The sequence below is a fragment of the Rhodoferax sp. MLSD5-FHT05B10 genome (genome assembly GCF_058793415.1).
This window is the reverse complement of record NZ_JBXAFT010000006.1, coordinates 226,664-244,880: the sequence shown is the minus strand read 5'-3', so window position 1 is coordinate 244,880 and position 18,217 is coordinate 226,664. Positions and strand designations below refer to the sequence as shown.

General features: G+C 66.9%; 22 protein-coding genes. 14 read left to right on the top strand and 8 right to left on the bottom strand.

The window, feature by feature from the left end; translation table 11 throughout:
• Positions 1-288: 288 nt before the first annotated feature.
• Complete coding sequence (locus AC1Q5W_RS11840; RefSeq protein ID WP_492644441.1) at positions 289-1,350, top strand: M14 family zinc carboxypeptidase; 1,062 nt, start codon at positions 289-291, stop codon at positions 1,348-1,350.
• Between the two features lie 78 nt (positions 1,351-1,428).
• Positions 1,429-2,814, top strand: coding sequence for a class II fumarate hydratase (gene fumC / locus AC1Q5W_RS11835; protein WP_492644442.1), 1,386 nt, complete (start codon positions 1,429-1,431; stop codon positions 2,812-2,814).
• Here fumC and AC1Q5W_RS11830 read toward each other — a convergent pair.
• Genes AC1Q5W_RS11830 through AC1Q5W_RS11815 form a run of 4 tightly spaced genes read right to left on the bottom strand, consistent with a single transcriptional unit; the run spans position 2,811 to position 6,341 of the window.
• On the bottom strand, positions 2,811-4,022 hold the full coding sequence (locus AC1Q5W_RS11830) for an MFS transporter (protein ID WP_492644443.1): 1,212 nt from the start codon (positions 4,020-4,022) through the stop codon (positions 2,811-2,813). The genes fumC and AC1Q5W_RS11830 overlap by 4 nt on opposite strands.
• A gap of 43 nt (positions 4,023-4,065) precedes the next feature.
• Positions 4,066-5,538, bottom strand: coding sequence for an RNB domain-containing ribonuclease (locus AC1Q5W_RS11825; RefSeq protein ID WP_492644444.1), 1,473 nt, complete (start codon positions 5,536-5,538; stop codon positions 4,066-4,068).
• 60 nt (positions 5,539-5,598) lie between these two features.
• Positions 5,599-6,009 carry a SirB2 family protein gene (locus AC1Q5W_RS11820; RefSeq protein WP_492644445.1) on the bottom strand — a complete coding sequence of 137 codons (411 nt, stop codon included), beginning with the start codon at positions 6,007-6,009 and terminating at the stop codon, positions 5,599-5,601.
• Complete coding sequence (locus tag AC1Q5W_RS11815) at positions 6,006-6,341, bottom strand: cupin domain-containing protein (protein ID WP_492644446.1); 336 nt, start codon at positions 6,339-6,341, stop codon at positions 6,006-6,008. Before AC1Q5W_RS11815 ends, AC1Q5W_RS11820 begins: the two co-directional genes overlap by 4 nt.
• Positions 6,342-6,459: 118 nt before the next feature.
• On the opposite strand from AC1Q5W_RS11815, the gene AC1Q5W_RS11810 reads away from it, so the two are divergent.
• The 3 genes from AC1Q5W_RS11810 to AC1Q5W_RS11800 are packed head-to-tail and all read left to right on the top strand — an operon-like array spanning position 6,460 to position 8,855.
• A complete protein-coding gene (locus AC1Q5W_RS11810; protein ID WP_492644447.1) occupies positions 6,460-6,702 on the top strand; it encodes a FeoA family protein in 243 nt (80 codons plus the stop codon).
• Positions 6,699-8,585 (top strand): ferrous iron transporter B, encoded by a 1,887-nt coding sequence (gene feoB / locus AC1Q5W_RS11805; RefSeq protein ID WP_492644448.1) that lies wholly within the window; start codon positions 6,699-6,701, stop codon positions 8,583-8,585. Before AC1Q5W_RS11810 ends, feoB begins: the two co-directional genes overlap by 4 nt.
• 6 nt (positions 8,586-8,591) lie before the next feature.
• A complete protein-coding gene (locus AC1Q5W_RS11800) occupies positions 8,592-8,855 on the top strand; it encodes a hypothetical protein (protein WP_492644449.1) in 264 nt (87 codons plus the stop codon).
• 6 nt (positions 8,856-8,861) lie between these two features.
• Here AC1Q5W_RS11800 and AC1Q5W_RS11795 read toward each other — a convergent pair whose 3' ends face one another.
• Positions 8,862-9,818 carry a cation diffusion facilitator family transporter gene (locus tag AC1Q5W_RS11795; protein ID WP_492644450.1) on the bottom strand — a complete coding sequence of 319 codons (957 nt, stop codon included), beginning with the start codon at positions 9,816-9,818 and terminating at the stop codon, positions 8,862-8,864.
• A gap of 114 nt (positions 9,819-9,932) precedes the next feature.
• A complete protein-coding gene (locus tag AC1Q5W_RS11790; protein WP_492644451.1) occupies positions 9,933-10,133 on the bottom strand; it encodes a hypothetical protein in 201 nt (66 codons plus the stop codon).
• A 98-nt stretch (positions 10,134-10,231) separates the two neighbouring features.
• On the opposite strand from AC1Q5W_RS11790, the gene AC1Q5W_RS11785 reads away from it, so the two are divergent.
• The 5 genes from AC1Q5W_RS11785 to AC1Q5W_RS11765 are packed head-to-tail and all read left to right on the top strand — an operon-like array spanning position 10,232 to position 13,952.
• Positions 10,232-10,651, top strand: coding sequence for a DUF1924 domain-containing protein (locus tag AC1Q5W_RS11785; protein WP_492644452.1), 420 nt, complete (start codon positions 10,232-10,234; stop codon positions 10,649-10,651).
• A 37-nt stretch (positions 10,652-10,688) separates the two neighbouring features.
• The gene (locus AC1Q5W_RS11780) at positions 10,689-11,171 is read left to right on the top strand and encodes a diheme cytochrome c (protein ID WP_492644453.1); all 483 of its coding nucleotides are present in this window, start codon (positions 10,689-10,691) and stop codon (positions 11,169-11,171) included.
• Positions 11,143-11,886 (top strand): cytochrome b/b6 domain-containing protein, encoded by a 744-nt coding sequence (locus AC1Q5W_RS11775; RefSeq protein ID WP_492644454.1) that lies wholly within the window; start codon positions 11,143-11,145, stop codon positions 11,884-11,886. The genes AC1Q5W_RS11780 and AC1Q5W_RS11775 overlap by 29 nt, the downstream gene beginning before the upstream one ends.
• A 27-nt stretch (positions 11,887-11,913) precedes the next feature.
• Positions 11,914-12,585 carry a response regulator gene (locus AC1Q5W_RS11770; protein ID WP_492644455.1) on the top strand — a complete coding sequence of 224 codons (672 nt, stop codon included), beginning with the start codon at positions 11,914-11,916 and terminating at the stop codon, positions 12,583-12,585.
• Complete coding sequence (locus AC1Q5W_RS11765) at positions 12,582-13,952, top strand: ATP-binding protein (RefSeq protein ID WP_492644456.1); 1,371 nt, start codon at positions 12,582-12,584, stop codon at positions 13,950-13,952. The genes AC1Q5W_RS11770 and AC1Q5W_RS11765 overlap by 4 nt, the downstream gene beginning before the upstream one ends.
• On the opposite strand, the gene AC1Q5W_RS11760 is transcribed toward AC1Q5W_RS11765, so the two are convergent.
• Together AC1Q5W_RS11760 and AC1Q5W_RS11755 are read right to left on the bottom strand one after the other, a co-directional pair.
• Positions 13,949-14,500, bottom strand: a complete 552-nt coding sequence (locus AC1Q5W_RS11760) for an RBBP9/YdeN family alpha/beta hydrolase (RefSeq protein WP_492644457.1) — start codon at positions 14,498-14,500, stop codon at positions 13,949-13,951. The genes AC1Q5W_RS11765 and AC1Q5W_RS11760 overlap by 4 nt on opposite strands.
• A 344-nt stretch (positions 14,501-14,844) precedes the next feature.
• Positions 14,845-15,870, bottom strand: coding sequence for a sulfate ABC transporter substrate-binding protein (locus AC1Q5W_RS11755; protein WP_492644458.1), 1,026 nt, complete (start codon positions 15,868-15,870; stop codon positions 14,845-14,847).
• A gap of 24 nt (positions 15,871-15,894) precedes the next feature.
• Here AC1Q5W_RS11755 and AC1Q5W_RS11750 point away from each other — a divergent pair, with 24 nt between their 5' ends.
• From AC1Q5W_RS11750 to AC1Q5W_RS11735, 4 genes are read left to right on the top strand one after another with little or no spacing between them, the layout of a single operon-like run.
• Complete coding sequence (locus AC1Q5W_RS11750) at positions 15,895-16,089, top strand: hypothetical protein (protein ID WP_492704185.1); 195 nt, start codon at positions 15,895-15,897, stop codon at positions 16,087-16,089.
• 34 nt (positions 16,090-16,123) lie between these two features.
• Complete coding sequence (locus AC1Q5W_RS11745; protein ID WP_492644459.1) at positions 16,124-16,606, top strand: rubrerythrin family protein; 483 nt, start codon at positions 16,124-16,126, stop codon at positions 16,604-16,606.
• 45 nt (positions 16,607-16,651) lie between these two features.
• Positions 16,652-16,816, top strand: a complete 165-nt coding sequence (locus AC1Q5W_RS11740; protein WP_492644460.1) for a rubredoxin — start codon at positions 16,652-16,654, stop codon at positions 16,814-16,816.
• A 54-nt stretch (positions 16,817-16,870) separates the two neighbouring features.
• A complete protein-coding gene (locus AC1Q5W_RS11735; RefSeq protein ID WP_492644461.1) occupies positions 16,871-18,079 on the top strand; it encodes an FAD-dependent oxidoreductase in 1,209 nt (402 codons plus the stop codon).
• The last annotated feature ends 138 nt before the right edge of the window (positions 18,080-18,217 follow it).

The following is an 18,217-nucleotide window of genomic DNA, read 5'->3' as shown; positions in this document are numbered from 1 at the left end:
ACTCCACCACGCCCCAGAGCACGCTGCTCACCACATACACATGCCGCATGGCCTCAGTCCTGCGGCTGGCAGGGGGCCGATTCATGGGGCAGACCCAGGCTGAGCCAGCCGTCGTCAAACAGCGAATCCAGCATTTTCTGCAAGCCCAAGAGTTTCCAGATCATGGCGCGCTCCCACCTGGTTGTGAAATGAACCCACAGGCTAGCGCGCCGATGTGACAGTTTCGCGTCAACGGCCGATACCCCTGGCGCGCGCTGCGGATTGGCGCCGCGCGGCGCCTTCGACGCTATGCTGACCAACTACCCGCACCCTCAGCCCGCCCCCACCGCCGCCATGCAGGAAAAACATCTGCCAGAGCTCGACGCCCTGGAACGCATCCTCGACCTGGGCGCTGCACATCTGGACGTCACCGTGGTGCACCAGGTGGCCGCGGCCGGCGCCTCTGCCCTGCCCGTCTACACCATCGGCCTGGGCAACCCCAGCCCGGAGGTTCCGGCCATCGGCTTCTTTGGCGGAGTGCATGGCCTGGAGCGCATCGGCGCCGAGGTGGTGATTGCATTTCTGCACAGCACCGCCATGCGGCTGCAGTGGGATGCCACCTTGCACCGCCAGCTCGAATCCATGCGCCTGGTCTTCATGCCCATCGTCAACCCCGGCGGCATGCTGCTGGGCACCCGCGCCAACCCCGGCGGGGTGGACCTGATGCGCAACGCGCCCATCGAAGCCACCGACCAGGTGCCGTTCCTGGTGGGTGGCCAGCGCATCAGCGCGGGACTGCCCTGGTACCGCGGCAAATCCGGCGCGCCCATGGAGGCCGAGAACCAGGCCCTGTGCAGCGTGGTGGCGTCCGAACTGCTGACGCGTCCGTTCAGCATGGCGCTGGATTGCCACTCCGGCTTTGGCGTGAGCGACCGCCTGTGGTTTCCCTACGCCCACACCCGCAAGCCCATTGCCCACCTGGCGGAGATGCAAGCGCTCAAGGAAGTGTTCCTCCAGACGTACAGCCACCACCCGTACGTCTTCGAACCGCAGAGCCTGCAGTACCTGGCGCACGGCGACGTGTGGGACCACCTGTACGTGCAGGCCTGCCAGCAGGCAGACCGTGTCTTTCTGCCGCTGACGCTGGAGATGGGCTCCTGGCTGTGGATCAAGAAGAACCCGCGTCAGCTGTTTTCGCTCAAGGGCATCTTCAACCCCCTGATTGCGCACCGCCAGCACCGCGTGCTGCGCCGCCACCTGTCGCTGCTGGACTTCCTGGCGCGCGCCGCCGGCAGCCACGCACGCTGGACCCCCACGTCCGACACGCGTGCGCGCCTGCATGCCGACGCACTGCAGGGCTGGTACGAGTAGCACCCCACCGCCAACCCGGCGCGGTGCAGGCGATGGCGCCCAGGCGCACAATGCAGCGAGCAACGCAGGAGTATTGCCATGACCACTGCCTTCCGCCTGGAACACGATTCCTTCGGCGACATTGCCGTCCCCGCTGATGCGCTCTGGGGCGCCCAGACGCAGCGATCGCTGCTGCACTTCGCCATTTCCACCGAGCGCATGCCCGAGGCGCTGCTGATGGCACTGGCGCGCACCAAGCGCATCGCCGCCGAGGTCAACGCGGAGCTTGGCCTGCTGGAGCCCGCACTGGCAGGGGCCATTGCGCAGGCCGCCAACGAAGTGCTGGCCGGCGTCCACCCGGACGCCTTTCCCCTGGCCGTGTGGCAGACCGGCTCGGGCACGCAGAGCAACATGAACATGAACGAGGTGCTGGCCAACCGCGCGTCCGAACTGCTGGGCGGTGCGCGCGGCACGGCGCGCCGGGTGCACCCCAACGATCACGTCAACCTGGGCCAGTCGTCCAACGACATCTTTCCAACGGCCATGCACGTGGCCGCCGCCGTCAGCCTCAGCCAGAACCTGCTGCCCGCCCTGCGCACGCTGCGCACCACGCTGGCCGACAAGGCGGCCGCGTTCGCCAACATCGTGAAAATCGGCCGCACCCATCTGCAGGACGCCACGCCGCTGACCCTGGGCCAGGAGATCTCAGGGTGGGTCGCCCAGCTCCAGCACGCCGAGCAGACGGTCACCGCCAGCCTGGACGCACTGCATGCGCTTGCCGTGGGCGGCACGGCGGTGGGCACCGGGCTCAACACGCATCCGCAGTTTGGGGACCGGGTTGCCGCACGGCTGGCGCAGGAGACGGGCCAGCCTTTTCGCTGCGCCAGCAACCGCTTTGCCGCACTGGCCGCGCACGACGCGCTGGTGGCGTCACACGGCGCGCTCAAGACCCTGGCGGTGGCCCTGATGAAGATCGCCAACGACGTGCGCTGGCTGGCATCGGGCCCGCGCTGCGGGCTGGGCGAGCTGCAACTGCCGGAAAACGAACCCGGCAGTTCCATCATGCCGGGCAAGGTCAACCCCACGCAGTGCGAGGCCCTCACCATGGTGTGCTGCCAGGTGCTGGGCAACGACGTGGCGTTGGGGGTGGGGGGCGCCATGGGCAACTTTGAGCTCAACGTCTTCAAGCCGCTTATCGCCCACAACTTCCTGCAAAGTGTCCGCCTGCTCGGCGACGCCATCGCCAGTTTTGATGTGCACTGCGCCCGCGGCATGGCACCCGACCGCACGCGCATTGCGGCACTGCTGGCACACTCACTGATGCTGGTCACCGCGCTCAGTCCCCACATCGGCTACGACCGCGCCGCCACCATTGCCAAGCACGCGCACACCGCCGGGCTCTCCCTACGCGAAGCCGCGCTGGCGCTGGGGTTTGTCACCGCCGCCCAGTTTGACGACTGGGTGCGGCCCGAACACATGGTTTAACGGTGCGACGCCGGGCGCAGCACCCAAAAGGTCACGATGGCCGCCAGCGACAGGAAGGCCGACAGGGCGAAGGCCCACGGGGGCGAGATGGCCCACAGGGCGCCCGCCACCAGGGACGCCGGCAGGTAGAGCACCCCGGTGACAAAGTTGTAGACCCCCACCGCGGTGGCACGGCGCTCGGGCTCCAGGTCGGCAATGAAGGCCTTGCTTTGCGATTCTTCCACCGCATAGAACACGCCATAGAACACAAAGGCCAGGATGATCTCCCAGCGCGTGCTGGCAAACACCAGCCAGAGGCTGATCACCCCGTACAGGGCGTAGCCCAGCACGACGATGCGGCTGCGCCCCACGGTATCGCCCCGGTGGCCCACCAGCGGCGCCGCAATCACGCAGGTGATGTTGAACAGGGCGTAGAGCAGCACGATGTCCGCCACGCTGAAGCCCACGCTGTGCGCCTTGAGCAGCAGGAAGCCCAGGCTGAAATAGGCCAGGGCAAAGACCCCGGCCGGAACCAGGAAGCGCTTGAACCCCGGACTGAGCAGCCGCCAGTTCTGCCCCACGCTCTCGCGTGCGTGGGGCACGCCCGGCTGGTCCGCGATCCGCGCCAGCACCAGCACGCTGAGCACGGCCGGAACAAAGGCCACCCAGAACAGGGTCTGGTAGGTCTGCGCGGACTCTCCCAACCACGACAGCAGGCCATAGGCGGCCAGCGGCCCCAGCACGGCGCCCGACTTGTCCAGCGCCTTGTGCACGCCAAAGGAGAAGCCGCGCGTTTTCGCGTCGGCAATGGACGACAGCCAGGCGTCACGCGGCGGCCCGCGGAAACCCTTGCCCAGCCGCTCGATGACGCGAAACAGGCCCAGGCCGATGATGGAATTACTCACCAGCAGAATGGTCTTGGCCAGCGTCGAGAAACCGTAACCGGCGATGGCAAACGACTTGCGCCGGCCGCTGCGGTCCGACAGCCAGCCGGCCAGGTAGTTGAGGGACGAGGCCGAAAAGTCCGCCAGCCCTTCCACCAGCCCCAGCAGCGAGGCCGAAGCCCCCGCGACCGTGGTGAAGAAAACCGCGAACACCGAGAAGATCATCTCGGAACTGAGGTCGGTCAGAAAGCTGACCACTCCCAGTTTGAGGATGTCCGGGTGCAGCTTGCGCCAGCGCGAGGCCGGGGCCGCTACCGCTACGTCAGCTTTCGAGGGAACCGTCATGGGAATGTCCTGTCCAGGTTTGCGCTGCCGGTACGGTGCGCGTTCAGTCCTTGACCACAAAGTCGATGAATCCGCGCTCCACGTTGGTGAATACCAGCTTGACGCGGACCTTGTCGCCCACCTTCAGGCTGCCATTGCCGCCCACCAGCTTGCCCTCGGCGGGCGGCGTGAAGATGCGCACCCACACGCCTTCGGCCGCGCTGCCGGTGACAACGGCATCGAAACGCTCGCCGATACGCGACTCCAACAGCAAGGCGGCCTCGGACTTGCGCATGCGCCGCTCCACCTTCTGGGCCGCGTCCTCCTGGTGTGTGCAGTGCTGGGCCAGTGCGTCCAGCTCTTCGTTGGAATAGGGCGCATCCTTGCCCGCCAGCGCCGCCTTGAGCAGCCGCGAGGTGATGAGGTCGGGGAAGCGCCGGTTGGGCGCCGTCGAATGGGTGTAATCGCGCACGGCCAGGCCGAAGTGGCCGATGGGCGGCCCGCCGGGTGTTTCCACCACATACTCACCCGAGCCCATCAGCTTGACGATGACCAGCGACAGATCGGGAAAGCGCAGCGGATCGGCCCGGTGGCGTTTGGCCAGAAAGGCCGCCAGGGCCTGGGAATCGGGCTCGGCCGGCAGGGTTTCGCCGTATTCCTTGGCCACGCCCACGATGCGCAACCAGCGCTCGGGTGAACGCACCACACGGCGCAGCGATGCGCCACCCCGCCCGGTCAGGTAACGCGCCGTGCAGCCGTTGGTGGCAATCATCACTTCCTCGATCAGCTGACGTGCGCGGTTCTGCACCTGCTGGCGGATGTCCACCACCTTTTCACCGTCAAACACGGCGCGCGGCTGGAAGGTTTCAAACTCCAGCGAACCCTCTGCATGTCGGCGCGCCCGCAGTTGCTGCGCCATGGCGTCTTGCATGCGCAGCTGCGCCTCCATGCCCGGGACGGCCGCCGCAGCCGTCGGCAAGGAGCCCTCGCCATCGATCCAGGCCGACACGGCGTCGTACGCCAGCTTGGCCTGGTTGCGCACCTGTGCCCGGTAGACCGTCGAGCCGGCCAGCGTGGCGTCGGCGTTGAAAACCATTTCGGTCACCAGCGCCAACCGGTCTTCGCCCGGGTTGAGCGAGGTCAGATCCGTGGACAGGCGCTCGGGCAGCATCGGATAGATGCGCGCCGAGGTGTAGATGGACGTCGTGTTGATGAGGGCATGGTTGTCGATGGGGGAATCCTTGCGGACCAGGCAGTCCACATCGGCAATGGCCACCCACAGCCGCAAGGCGCCACCGGGCAGGGCCTCGCAGACGGTGAGCTGGTCCAGGTCCAGCGAATCATCGTTGTCGATGGAACACCAGAGCAGGGCGGTGAGGTCGTGGATGTCGGGGTCGGATTCACGACCCGGCCCGGTGATGTCTGCCAGCTGCTGCTGGACACGGGACGAAAACTCGGGCTCAAGCCCGCGTTCGGCCATGGCGTTGTTGGCGATGCGTACGAGGTCGGAGCGCTGATGGGTATGGCTGGAATGCATGGTTTCCACTATACAGACCGGCAACGCGCCCTGCAGCGCCGAGAGCCGCCGCCGCCCGGCTTACGTGCCCAGGCGCGCCGCCAGGAAACCCAGCGGGTGGTGTGCCAGCGCAACCGTCAGCATGAAACCGTAGCACGCCAGCGAGGCCACAAAAAACACCAGGCGCGCACGCGGGGTGGGCGCCCGCTTGAGCGCCAGCGTGCCGAGCACGATGTACAGCAGCAGCAGGCCGATCTTGGTGCTCAGCCACGGCACGGCGAACGGGTTGAGCTGAAGGATGTGCAGCAACAGCAGCGCCGCACTCAGCAGGCCGGTGTCGATGGTGTAACTCAGACGGCGCACGGCCGGCTGCATGGCCCACTGCGCGCCCGTGAGCACCGCCACGCCGCGCGCCGCAAACAGGGCGCCGCTGGTCAGCACCAGGCTGATATGGGTCCAGCGGACCTGTGGGTACCACTCGGCCAGGGTCATGCTTGCCCTGTGAGCAGGACCATCACCAGCAGCGAGGTGTCGGTAAGTGCCGTGACCGCATGGGGCTCACCACCCGGCAGGGTCAGCAGCTGGCCGGCCTTCAGCGTGCAGGTCCGGTGCGGCGTGGTGACGACCGCTTCGCCTTCCAGGCACTGCACCGTCATTTCACCGGCCACATGGTGCTGGGGCAGGCCATGCCCGGCCAGCAGCACCACGCGCATCAGCTGCAGGGCACCGGTTTTCAGCAGGCTGCTGGTCACGCTGGCGTGCAGCCGGTCTCCCAGGGGCGCGACGTCAATGACGTCCAGAGGTTGTGCGTGTTTCAAAGCCATGGTGTAGTTCCTTTGAAGCCAGTCTTCAATCAGATAAACCATTATGCATTTTGGCTCTTTTCATGCAAATCTAAATGAGATACACTATCATTTGGATCAACCCATCCTGGAAGCCACCATGCGATTAACCACCCTGCCCAACGGCGCCCACGCGACGGTCACCCGCGTGACCGAAGGATCACCCCAGACCGATCCCGCCACGCTGGACCGCCTGGGAGAGTTGGGCTTCATCCCCGGCGAGCCCGTCCAATTGCTGCGCCGCGGACCCGGCGGACGCGAGCCGCTGGCGGTGATGGTGGGTGAAACCATGCTTGCCTTGCGCTGGGTCGAGGCCCACTGTATTGAGGTTGCCGCCGCATGAACGCCAGCACCACACTCTCCCAGGCCTGGAACGTGGCCCTGGTGGGCAACCCCAACTGCGGCAAGACCGCCCTGTTCAACCTGCTGACCGGTGCCCGCCAAAAGGTGGCCAACTACGCCGGCGTCACCGTGGAACGCAAGATCGGCATCCTGCGCCTGGCCAGCGGCCAGGCCATCTCGGTCATCGACCTGCCCGGCGTCTACAGCCTGAAGCCGGCCACGCCTGACGAAGAGGTCACGCTGGAAGTGATCGAGGGCCGCCGCACCGGCGAAGCGGCCGTGGACGCCATCGTGGCGGTGGTTGATGCCACCAACCTGCGCATGAACCTGCGCTTGGTGCTGGAGCTGCAACGCCTGGGACGCCCGGTCATCGTGGCGCTCAACATGGCCGACGTGGCGCGCGCGCGCGGCCTCTCCATTGACGTCGCCCAACTGGCCGCCGAACTGGGCTGCCCGGTGGTCGAGACGGTCGCGGTGCAGCACAACGGTCACCAGCAACTGCTGGCGCAGATCGAGCACTCCCTGGCGGCACAGGCGGCCATGGCCCAGCCCAAGCCGGCCGGCGCCGTCCGCCCGGTGCCCCGCAGCAGCGCCGAGGTGCAGCAGGAAGTCCGGCGCATCCTCGCCATTGCGGCACCCAACGCCACGCAGTTCCAGCGCTTTCACCACCGCGTAGACGCCTGGACCATGCATCCGGTGTGGGGCCTGGTGATTCTGGCCGCTGTGCTGTTCCTGGTGTTCCAGGCCGTCTTTTCCTGGGCCAACCTGCCCATGGACGCCATCAAGGAAGGCATGGCGTTCCTGGCCGAATGGACCACCGCCCACATGGCCGAAGGTCCCCTGCGCAGCCTGCTGGTCGACGGCGTGATTGCCGGGGCCGGCGGCGTGGTGGTGTTTCTGCCGCAGATCCTGATCCTCTTCTTCTTCATCCTGGTGCTGGAAGACTCGGGCTACCTGCCCCGTGCGGCGTTTTTGCTCGACACCCTGATGGGCAAGGTGGGCCTGTCGGGCCGTGCCTTCATTCCGCTGCTGTCGAGCTTTGCCTGCGCCATTCCCGGCATCATGGCCACCCGCACCATCGCCAACTGGCAGGACCGGCTGGCCACCATCATGGTGGCGCCGCTCATGACGTGCTCGGCGCGCCTGCCGGTGTATGCCCTGCTGATCGGCGCCTTTGTGCCGGACCGCAGCATCGGTTTCTTCAACCTGCGCGGGCTCACGCTCTTTGGCCTGTACGTGGCCGGCGTGGTGTCGGCCATGGGGGTGGCCTGGGTCTTCAAGCGGGTGTGGATGAAAAGCCGCTACCAGCCGCTGATGCTGGAACTGCCCCCTTACCGCATCCCGGGCCTGCGCAACCTGGTGCTGGGCCTGTGGGAGCGCGCGCGCATCTTCCTGCAGCGCGTGGGCACGATCATCTTTGCCCTGATGGTGGTGCTGTGGTTCCTCTCGACCTACCCCGGACCGCCCGATGGCGCCACCGGCCCGGCCATCCAGTACAGCCTGGCTGGCATGCTGGGGCAGGCGTTGGAACACGTGTTCGCACCCATCGGTTTCAACTGGCAGATTTCCATTGCACTGGTCCCCGGCCTGGCGGCCCGCGAGGTTGCCGTGGGCGCGCTGGGAACCGTGTATTCGCTCTCGGCCGCCGGGGATTCGGTCGCCGATTCGCTGGCACCGGTCATTGCCCAGGGCTGGTCGCTGGCGACCGCGTTCTCCCTGCTGGCCTGGTACGTGTTCGCACCCCAATGCATTTCCACGCTGGCCGTGGTCAAGCGCGAGACCAACTCCTGGCGCTACCCCATCCTGATGGCTGCCTACATGTTCGCCCTGGCCTATCTGGCATCATTTGCGACCTACCGCCTGACACTCTGGCTGGGAGGCTGATTCACCATGGCAACGCAATCCCTGATCGTGGTCCTGCTGGTACTGGGCTGCAGCCTGTATGCCCTGTGGACGCTGATGCCCGCCGTGGCGCGCCGCTTCATCGCCCAGCGGATGCTGCGGCTTCCGCTTCCCGCTGCGTGGGCCGCCGTCTTCCTGCGTGCCGTGAAGCAGCCCTCGGGGTGCGACTGCAGCGGCTGCGACAAGGTGGTGGACCTGCAGGCGCAACCCGCTCCGCAGGTGATCCGCTTTCACCCCCAGCGCAAGCCCTGACGCGGGCTACTGCGGGGCGCGGGCTGTCGCCGCGTGGTCCAGGTCGGGACGCTTCCACGGGTCCACGTGGGTCATCAGGTTGAGAACCCGGTGGCGCTGCAACACCCGTTGGCGAGCCTCCACCGCGATGTCGTGACCGGCCTCGACCGAGATGGACGCCTCCACCTCCAGGTGGGCATCCACCACAATCATGTCGCCCATCTTGCGGGTGCGCACATCGTGCACGCCACTGACCCCGGGGGTCTCCAGCAGCGTCTGGCGAATGGCCTGCACTTCCTGCTCGTCCACCGCCCGGTCCATCAGGTCATGCAAAGCATCCCAGGCGAACTCCCAACCCATCTTGGTCACCATGAAGCCCACGATCAGGGCCGCAATGGGGTCCAGAATCGGGTAGCCGGCCAGATTGCCGGCGATACCCACGCCCACCACCAGTGAAGAGGCTGCGTCGGAGCGAGCGTGCCACGCATTGGCCACCAGCATGCTGGACTTGACCCGCTTGGCCACGGCCAGCATGTAGCGAAACAGGGTTTCCTTCGCCACCAGGGCGCCGCCGGCCACCCACAGGGCGACCATATGCACCTGCTGCACGGTCTCTGGCGCCTCCAGCTTGCGGAAGGCCGACCACAGCATGCCCACGCCCACGGCCAGCAGCAGACTGCCCAGCACCAGCGAGGCGGCAGTTTCAAACCGCTGGTGACCGTAGGGGTGGTCCTCGTCGGCGTCCTTCTTGCTGTGGTGCCCGGCAAACAGCACGACGAAGTCCGCCACCAGGTCGGACAGCGAATGGATGCCGTCGGCGATCAGACCCTGTGACTTGGCGAACACGCCCACCACGATCTGCGTGGTGGTCAACACCAGATTCACACCGACACTGACCCAGGTACTGCGCGAGGCCGCGGCCATACGCTCCGCGGTGCTGTGTTGCGTGTCTTCGGGATCGTCGGCAAGTTCGATGAAATTCATGGCAAGAAAATAGGCGTTGGAGTGCTGCTCGGGTCGGGCCGCCGAGCTTACGCCCCCGATCTTAAAGAGAAATGAAGGCGCGGCCATGCGGGCGTGGCGACGCAACGTCGCCGATCAGCTCATGTGGCGATCACCCTGCGCGGCTGCCACCGGAAACGCGTCCGGGTGGCCGCCCAGGCTGACCGGAATCGCCAGGAATGCCGTGAGAACCACGGGCGCCAGCGCAGCGCAGACGACGTTGAAATATTGGCGGATGAAGCGGTGAAGGGTAGGGTGCATGTTCCGTTCCTTGAAGTTGAGGGTGAGTGCCTGCATGGTGGACCTCCTGGCTTAAGTGCCGCTGAGGAGGCTGTGGGTTGCTTAAGAAAACCCTAAGAACCCGGCGGCACCATTGGCAAAACAAAGGAGTTGCCATGAACCTGTTCTCTCTGTCCGCCACTGCCCCGCGCTGGATCGCGGCCCTGACGCTCGGCGTTGCCGCCCTCGCGCCCACCGCCCACGCCGCCACGCCGGCCGAGCAATTGGCCGCCTATACCGCCCAGGCCGGGGCTCCCGCCTCGCCCGCCCGCGGGCAACAGCTGTTCACCAACAAGCACGGCGGCGAATGGAGCTGCTCCTCGTGCCACGGTGCCGTCCCCACCCAGGCCGGCAAGCACGCTTCCACCGGCAAGGTCATCGGCGCCATGGCGCCGGCCTTCAACCCGGAGCGCTTTACCGATCCCGCCAAGACCGAGAAATGGTTCCGCCGCAACTGCAAGGACGTGCTGAGCCGTGAATGCACCGCCGGCGAAAAAGCCGACGTGCTGAGCTGGCTGATGACGCTCAAGCCCTGAAGACCCGCCTTTCCATTCACTGCACGGAGGATTTCCCATGCCACACCCACTACCCACCCGGCTGGGCCGACTTGCCCTGGGGCTGGTCGCCGCCAGCAGCTTTGCCCTGCCCGCCCTGGCGGACGGCAACGGCCGCATGGTGCTGCTGACACCCAAGTACAAGGAAGAATGCTCGGCCTGCCACGTGGCCTACCCGCCCAGCCTCATGCCGGCGGCGTCATGGAACCGGATCATGAACAACCTGCCCAACCACTTCGGCACGGACGCCTCGCTGGACCCGGCCACGGTCAAGGAGCTGTCGGGTTGGATCAACGCCCACGCCGGAACCTACAAGCGCGTGCGCGAAGAACCGCCAGAGGACCGCATCACCCGCACCGCCTGGTTCATCCGCAAGCATGACGAGGTATCGGCCGCCACCTGGAAGCGTGCCTCCATCAAGAGCGCCTCGAACTGCATCGCCTGCCACACCACGGCCGACAAGGGAGACTTCAATGAAGACAATGTCCGCATCCCCCGTTGAGAACGCCGTGTCCCCCGCTGAAGCTGCGACGGGTACCCGCCCGATCCTGGTCTGGGACGCGCCGGTGCGCGTCTTCCACTGGCTCATGGTGCTGAGCTTTGCCGGCGCCTACCTGAGCGCCGAAAGCGAGCGCTGGCGCCTGCTGCACGTCACCCTGGGCTACACCATGGCCGGCCTGGTGGCCTTTCGCATCGTCTGGGGCGTGCTGGGTACGCGCTATGCGCGCTTCTCGACCTTCGTGCGCGGCCCCCGGGCCGTTGCCCGCTACGTGGGCGCCATGCTGCGGGGCGAACCAGAACACCACACCGGCCACAACCCGGCCGGTGCGCTGGCCATCCTGGCCCTGCTGGGGCTGACGGTGGCCATCGCGGCATCGGGCTGGACCACGTACAACGACCTCGCCGGCGAATGGGTGGCAGAGGCCCACGAGGTGGCTGCCAACCTGATGCTGCTGGTCGTGGGCGTGCACATTGCCGGCGTGGTGGTGGCCAGCTGGCTGCACCGCGAGAATCTGGTGCGCGCCATGGTTACCGGCCGCAAGCCCGGTTTGCCCGCCGACGGCGTGCGTAGCGCCTGGCGGACCGTGGCCGTCCTGTTGCTGGCCGGCGTACTGGGATTCTGGTGGCTGCAATGGCAGGGCGCGCCCACGGGCGGCACGACCAGCCCCGACACGGTCGCCGCTCAGAAGCACGGTAACGACGGCGATACCGACTGAGCGCCGATTCATACGACAATTGCCGCCATGCGCATCCTGCTTGCCGAAGACGACCCGCTACTTGGTGATGGCCTGCGGGCCGGCCTGCGCCAGTTGGGCTTCCAGGTGGACTGGGTGCGCGACGGCGAAGCCGCCGAGCGCGAGCTGCGCGCGCAGCCGTACACCGCCGCCGTGCTCGACCTGGGCCTGCCCCGCAAGGACGGCATGGACGTGCTGGCGGCCCTGCGCCGCTCGGGGCTTTCCACGCCCATCCTGGTCCTGACCGCACGCGATACCGTTCCCGACCGCATCCGCGGACTCGACACCGGCGCCGACGACTACGTGGTCAAGCCTGTGGACCTGCACGAGCTGGCCGCGCGCCTGCGTGCGCTGGTGCGCCGCGCCCACGGTCAGCCACAGGAGTCCCTGACCGCACAGGATGTGCTGCTCGACCCGGCCGCCCGCACCGTGCAGCAGGCGGGCGCACCCGTGGCCCTGTCCACGCGGGAGTTCGACCTGCTGCAGGCCTTCATGCTCAACGCCGGCCGCGTGCTGTCGCGGGAACAACTGGAGCAGCAGCTCTACAGCTGGGGCCAGGAGGTCGACAGCAACGCCATCGAGGTACACATCCACAACCTGCGACGCAAGCTGGGGGCCACCGTGATTCACACCGTGCGCGGCGTCGGCTACATGCTGCCGCGCGAGGCAACCGCCCCATGAACGGACTGCCACGCTCCCTGCAAGGCCGATTGATGGCATGGGTGCTGACCGTGGTGGTGGGCGTGTGGCTGGGCACGGCCGCCATGACCTGGGTGGACGTGCGCCACGAGCTCGATGAACTGCTCGACGGCCACCTGGCGCAGGCCGCGGCGGTGCTGGTCGTCCAGCAGGCCCCGGAGATGGGCGATGGGGACGAAACCGGCGCCGACGCCCCCACCTTGCACCGCTACGCGCCCAAGGTGGCCTTCCAGGTCTTCCACGAGGGGCACCTTGTGCTGCGCTCGGCCACGGCGCCGCTGGAACCCATGGTGGGCGCACGCCAGGCGTTCAAGCCCGGCTTTGATACGGTCCTGGTCGCCGGCGACAAATGGCGGGTCTTTGCCGCCCACGGTGCCGCGCCCGACGTGCAGGTCTATGTCGGCGAAGAAATCCATTCCCGTGCGGCCATCCTGTGGGCCGTGCTGCGCAGCACCCTGTTGCCGACGGCCGTGGCGCTGCCCCTGCTGGCGCTGGCCATGTGGTGGGCCGTGTCCCGTGGGCTGCTGCCCCTGCGCCAGCTCGGGCGCACGCTGGCCTTGCGTCAGCCGCAGGCACTCGACCCCATCGTGCCAGACGGCTTGCCCAGTGAAATGGCGCCCATGGTGACGGCCCTGAACGACCTGTTTGCGCGCATGGGCACGCTGTTGGAGTCCGAGCGACGCTTCACGGCGGACGCCGCCCACGAACTGCGCACCCCCATTGCCGCCATCCGGGCGCAGGCCCAGGTGGCGTTGATGGAAACCGACGATGCCCAGCGCCGCCATGCGCTGAACGCCACCTTGGAAGGATGCGACCGTGCAGTGCGCCTGGTCGAACAGCTGCTGACCCTGTCCCGGCTGGAGGCCACGGCAGTCCCTGCCATGGCCGCCGTGGACCTGGCCGCGCTGGGCCAGCGGGTGGTGGCCGAACTGGCGCCCAAGGCCATTGGCAAACGCCAGACACTGGAGTTCGAGGCCTCCGAGCCCTGTCCCATTCCCGGCAACGAAACTCTGCTGGCGGTTCTGGTGCGCAACCTGGTGGACAACGCGGTGCGCTACAGCCCGCCCTCGGCCCAGGTGCGCGTGACCGTGCGCCACCAGGACGGGCAGGTGGTGCTGCACGTGGAAGACAGCGGGCCGGGCATGACGGACAGTGAACGACACCGGCTGGGCGAGCGGTTTTTCCGGGTACCGGGCAACGCCGAAACCGGCAGCGGCCTGGGCTGGTCCATCGTGCAACGCATTGCCGCCGTGCACCGGCTGGAGCTGCAGGTGGCCCGTGCGGCCGAACTGGGCGGTCTGGACGTGCGCGTCAGCGGGCGCGCGGCCACCCCATCCCCCGCAGTTTAAGCCGCTTGCGCAACGGGGAGGGCCAAGGCCGCCCCGCCAAACGACTGCAGCAGCGCCAGCCCCAGAGGCCATGGGCCAAACCCTGCTTCCACATTGATGTGCCCGGCGTTCTGCAGGCGCACGAACTCGCTGCCCCAGGCCCGGGCGTAGGCCCCGGCCGTGCGCACCGGGCAGTAGGGGTCGTTGCTGCTGGCCACCAGCACGCTGCGGTACGGCAGCACCTGGTAGGGCACGGGCGCAAAGTCCGCCAGCACGCCACGCCGCTCGGGGTCGGCCGGCGCCACCAGCAACGCGCCCTGGATGCGCGCGGCCGCCTCCGGCGGCAGGTGGACCGTGGCAATGCAACCCAGGCTGTGCGCGGCCACCACCACCGGGCCGTCGACGGCCAGAATCTGGCGCGCCAGAGACCCCACCCAGGCCTGGCGCGTGGGCGTGATCCAGTCGTCCTGCACCACACGGCGCGCACCCGGCAGGCTGTCGGCCCACAGGCTTTGCCAATGGCCGGGACCGGAGTCGCGCCAGCCCGGCACGATGATGAGCGTTGTCATGGCTTCCCTTTGAATCGTATACGGCTGCATTGTCAGAAGCAACGCTTCAAACTCAAACAACTGTTTTTCTCTTTATTTATGCGGTTTTCTGAATATATGAAGCCGAATGGCTGCGCAAGGCCCGGCGTTGGCGACACGAAGTGGCGGTGTATTTTTTGTGCATAAATGACCTTCAGACGCCGTAGTCCTTGCGCATGCAGCTATGAAATCAATAGCGAACACAACGCATAGATAAACCCGTGGGCGGCGGGGCGTGCCGGTTGACCTGTGACCGCGCCCGGGGGTTGCACGGTCCGTGTCTCCCCGATGGCGTGGTGCGTCAGTGGTGTGTGTGACAGCGTGGCTTATTTCTTGGCGTAGATCTGGTCGAAGGCGGCGCCATCGGCGAAGTGTTCCTTGGCCGCCTTGTCCCAGCCGCCGAAGGCCTGGTCGATGGTGAACAGGTTGAGCTTGGCGAACTGCTTGGCGTACTTGGCCTGGGCCTTCTGCGACACGGCCGGGCGGTAGAAGTTCTTGCCCGCAATGTCCTGGCCTTCTTCGGAATACAGGTACTTCAGATACTCCTCGGCCACGGCGCGGGTGCCCTTGCGGTCCACGTTCTTGTCCACCACGGCCACGGCCGGCTCGGCCAGGATGCTCAGGGACGGCGCCACCACGTCGAACTTGGCACCGAATTCCTTTTCCAGCAAGTAGGCCTCGTTTTCCCACGCCACCAGCACATCGCCCTGGCCGCGCTGGGCAAAGGTGATGGTGGAGCCGCGCGCACCGGTGTCGAGCACGGGCACGTTGCCGTAGAGCTTGGCCACGAATTCCTTGGCCTTGCTGGCGTCTTTGTTGGGGCCGCCGTATTTGCGCAAGGCGAACTCCCACGCGGCCAGGTAGTTCCAGCGCGCGCCGCCCGAGGTCTTGGGGTTGGGGGTGATGACCTTGACGTCGGGTCTGACCAGATCATCCCAGTCCTTGATGCCCTTGGGGTTGCCCTGGCGCACCACCAGCACGATGGTGGAGGTATAGGGCGAGGCGTTGTGCGGCAGGCGCTTTTGCCAGTCCGCAGCCAGCCAGCCACCGTTCTTGACCAGCGCATCGGTATCGCCGGCCAGGGCCAGCGTGGCTACGTCAGCGTCCAGCCCGTCGATGATGGAGCGGGCCTGCTTGCCCGAGCCGCCATGCGACTGCTTGATGGTCACGTCCTGGCCGGTCTTGGCTTTCCAGTGCTTGGCGAAGGCCTGGTTGTATTCGACGTACAGCTCGCGCGTCGGGTCGTACGACACGTTGAGCAGGGTGAGGGCGGGTTGGGCCTGGGCCAGCAGGCCCAGCCCGGCGAGCCCGGCGGCCAGTGCCAGTTGAATGAGGGGGCGGCGTTGCGTCATGGTGTGCTTCCTTGGTAAATCCCGTTGAACGGCGATGCAATGGATTCTGGAAGCGGCTTGTTAAAACTGGAACTACTGAGTTTTCAGTTTCAAATAACCAAATCATCTGAACAAGCGCCAGATGGCGCGCATACAGCGGGCGTGGGCTATCCCTTGTTTAGATTTTTCCAATTGGGATTAGTAGTTAATAGTATTTATCATTCATCTCATGTTGATTGATTCAACCTATTTTTCTAACCCACAGGAGTCCACCATGCCCGCACTGCAACGCCCCGAGATCAAGACCCTGGCCAACCTGGAAGCCGCCTTCGCCGGCGAGTCCATGGCCCACATCAAGTACCGCTACTTCGCCAAGCTGGCCCGCGAAATGGGCGACGAGGAAACCGCCCGCACCTTCGAGGCCACCGCCGACCAGGAAGTGATGCACGCCTTTGGCCACCTGGACCTGCTCTACCCCAAGGCCACCATGACGCCGGCCAAGGCCCTGCAGATTGCGATTGACGGCGAGACCTACGAGTACAGCGAGATGTACCCCGGCTTTCGCGCTACCGCCGAAGCCGAAGGCCATGCTGCCGCCGTCGCCGAAATGGACGAGCAGATTGAGGAGAGCAAGGTGCACGCGGCGCAGTTCCGCGCCACGCTGGAAAAGGCCCAGAAGCGCTTTGCCGCCCTGGCCAAGGTGGAAGAGCGCCACGCCAACCACTACCAGGCCCAGCTGGCCAAGATTGCCGGCTGAGTCCGGCCCCGCACTACCCCCATTTATTTGAACAAGGACACCACCATGAAAACCTACCTCTGCATCGTTTGCGGCTTCATCTACGACGAGGCGGCCGGCCGCCCGGAAGACGGCATTGCCCCTGGCACCCGCTGGGCCGACGTGCCCGACAGCTGGGCCTGCCCGGACTGCGGCGTGGCCAAGGCCGACTTTGAAGCGGTGGAGATTTAACCCACCCGCCACGGCGCGTGCTGCGCTGCGCGCCCCTACCGAAGGACGAACCCCATGAACCCTCTCATCATCATTGGCGCCGGGCTGGCGGGCTGGACCACGGCCCGCGAGTTCCGCAAGCTCGACGCCAGCACGCCCGTCGTCCTCATCACCGCCGACAGCGGCGACTTCTATGCCAAGCCTTCGCTGTCCAACGCCTTCGCGCAGCGCCGCACGCCCGCGCAACTCATCAGCACCCCGGCCGCCACCCTGGCGCAGAACCTGAACCTGACGCTGATGGCCCACAGCCGGGTGGACGCGCTGGACGTGGCCGGGCGCACCATGCAATTCACGCAGGACGGCACCACGCACACGCTGGCCTACCACCGCCTGGTGCTGGCCACCGGCGCGCAACCCATCCGCGTGCCGCTGCAGGGGGATGCGGCCGACCAGGTGCAGTCCGTCAACTCGCTGGCCGACTTTTCACGCTTCCATGCAGCCCTGAACCCGCATGCAACAAGCGCAGACAGCTCCGAAAACAATAGCAAAACCGTGGTCATCCTGGGGGCGGGCCTGATTGGCTGCGAGTTTGCCAACGACCTGGCGCTGGCCGGACACCAGGTGCACGTAGCCGACCCGGCACAGCGCCCGCTGGCCGCGCTGCTGCCGGAGGCGGCCAGCCTGCAACTGCGCGCGGCCCTGGCTGCGGCCGGGGTGCACTGGCACCTGGGCACCACGGTGCAGGCCGTGGACGCCGCGGCACCCGCACCCGCCGAAGCACAGCCCCTGCGCGTGCGCCTGGCCGACGGCAGCACACTGGCCGCCGATGCGGTGCTCAGCGCCATCGGCCTGCGGGCCGACACCACCCTGGCCCACGCGGCGGGGTTGGCGTGCGAGCGCGGCATTGTGGTGGATGCCACGCTGCAGACCTCTACGCCCCATGTCTACGCCCTGGGCGACTGCGCGCAGTACGCCTCGGCCGGCGGGCGCACCCTGCCGTTTGTGATGCCCATCATGGCCGCCGCCCGGGCACTGGCGGCAACGCTGGCCGGCACCCCCACGCCGCTGGTGTTTGCGCTCATGCCGGTGTCCGTCAAGACGCCGGCACTGCCCGTCGTGGTGGCCGCTGCGCACCCGTCGCAGGCCGGCCAGTGGGTCGCCGACCCTGGGTGCGACGACGGCGTCTGGCGCTTCCTGGACACCGTCGGCACGCAGCGCGGCTTTGTGCTGACCGGCCCGCACACGGCGCAGCGGGCAGCGTTTTCGAAGGCCACTGCGCCGTGAATACGGTGATGCCGGATCCGCATAATGTGCGCGGCCTGCGCCCGGCCCCCTCGGCAGGCGAGGTCTACAATGCAAGACCCATGACAGGTCAATGGGCCATGCTCCTTCGAACAGGTCCAACGCCGACAAGGATGCACG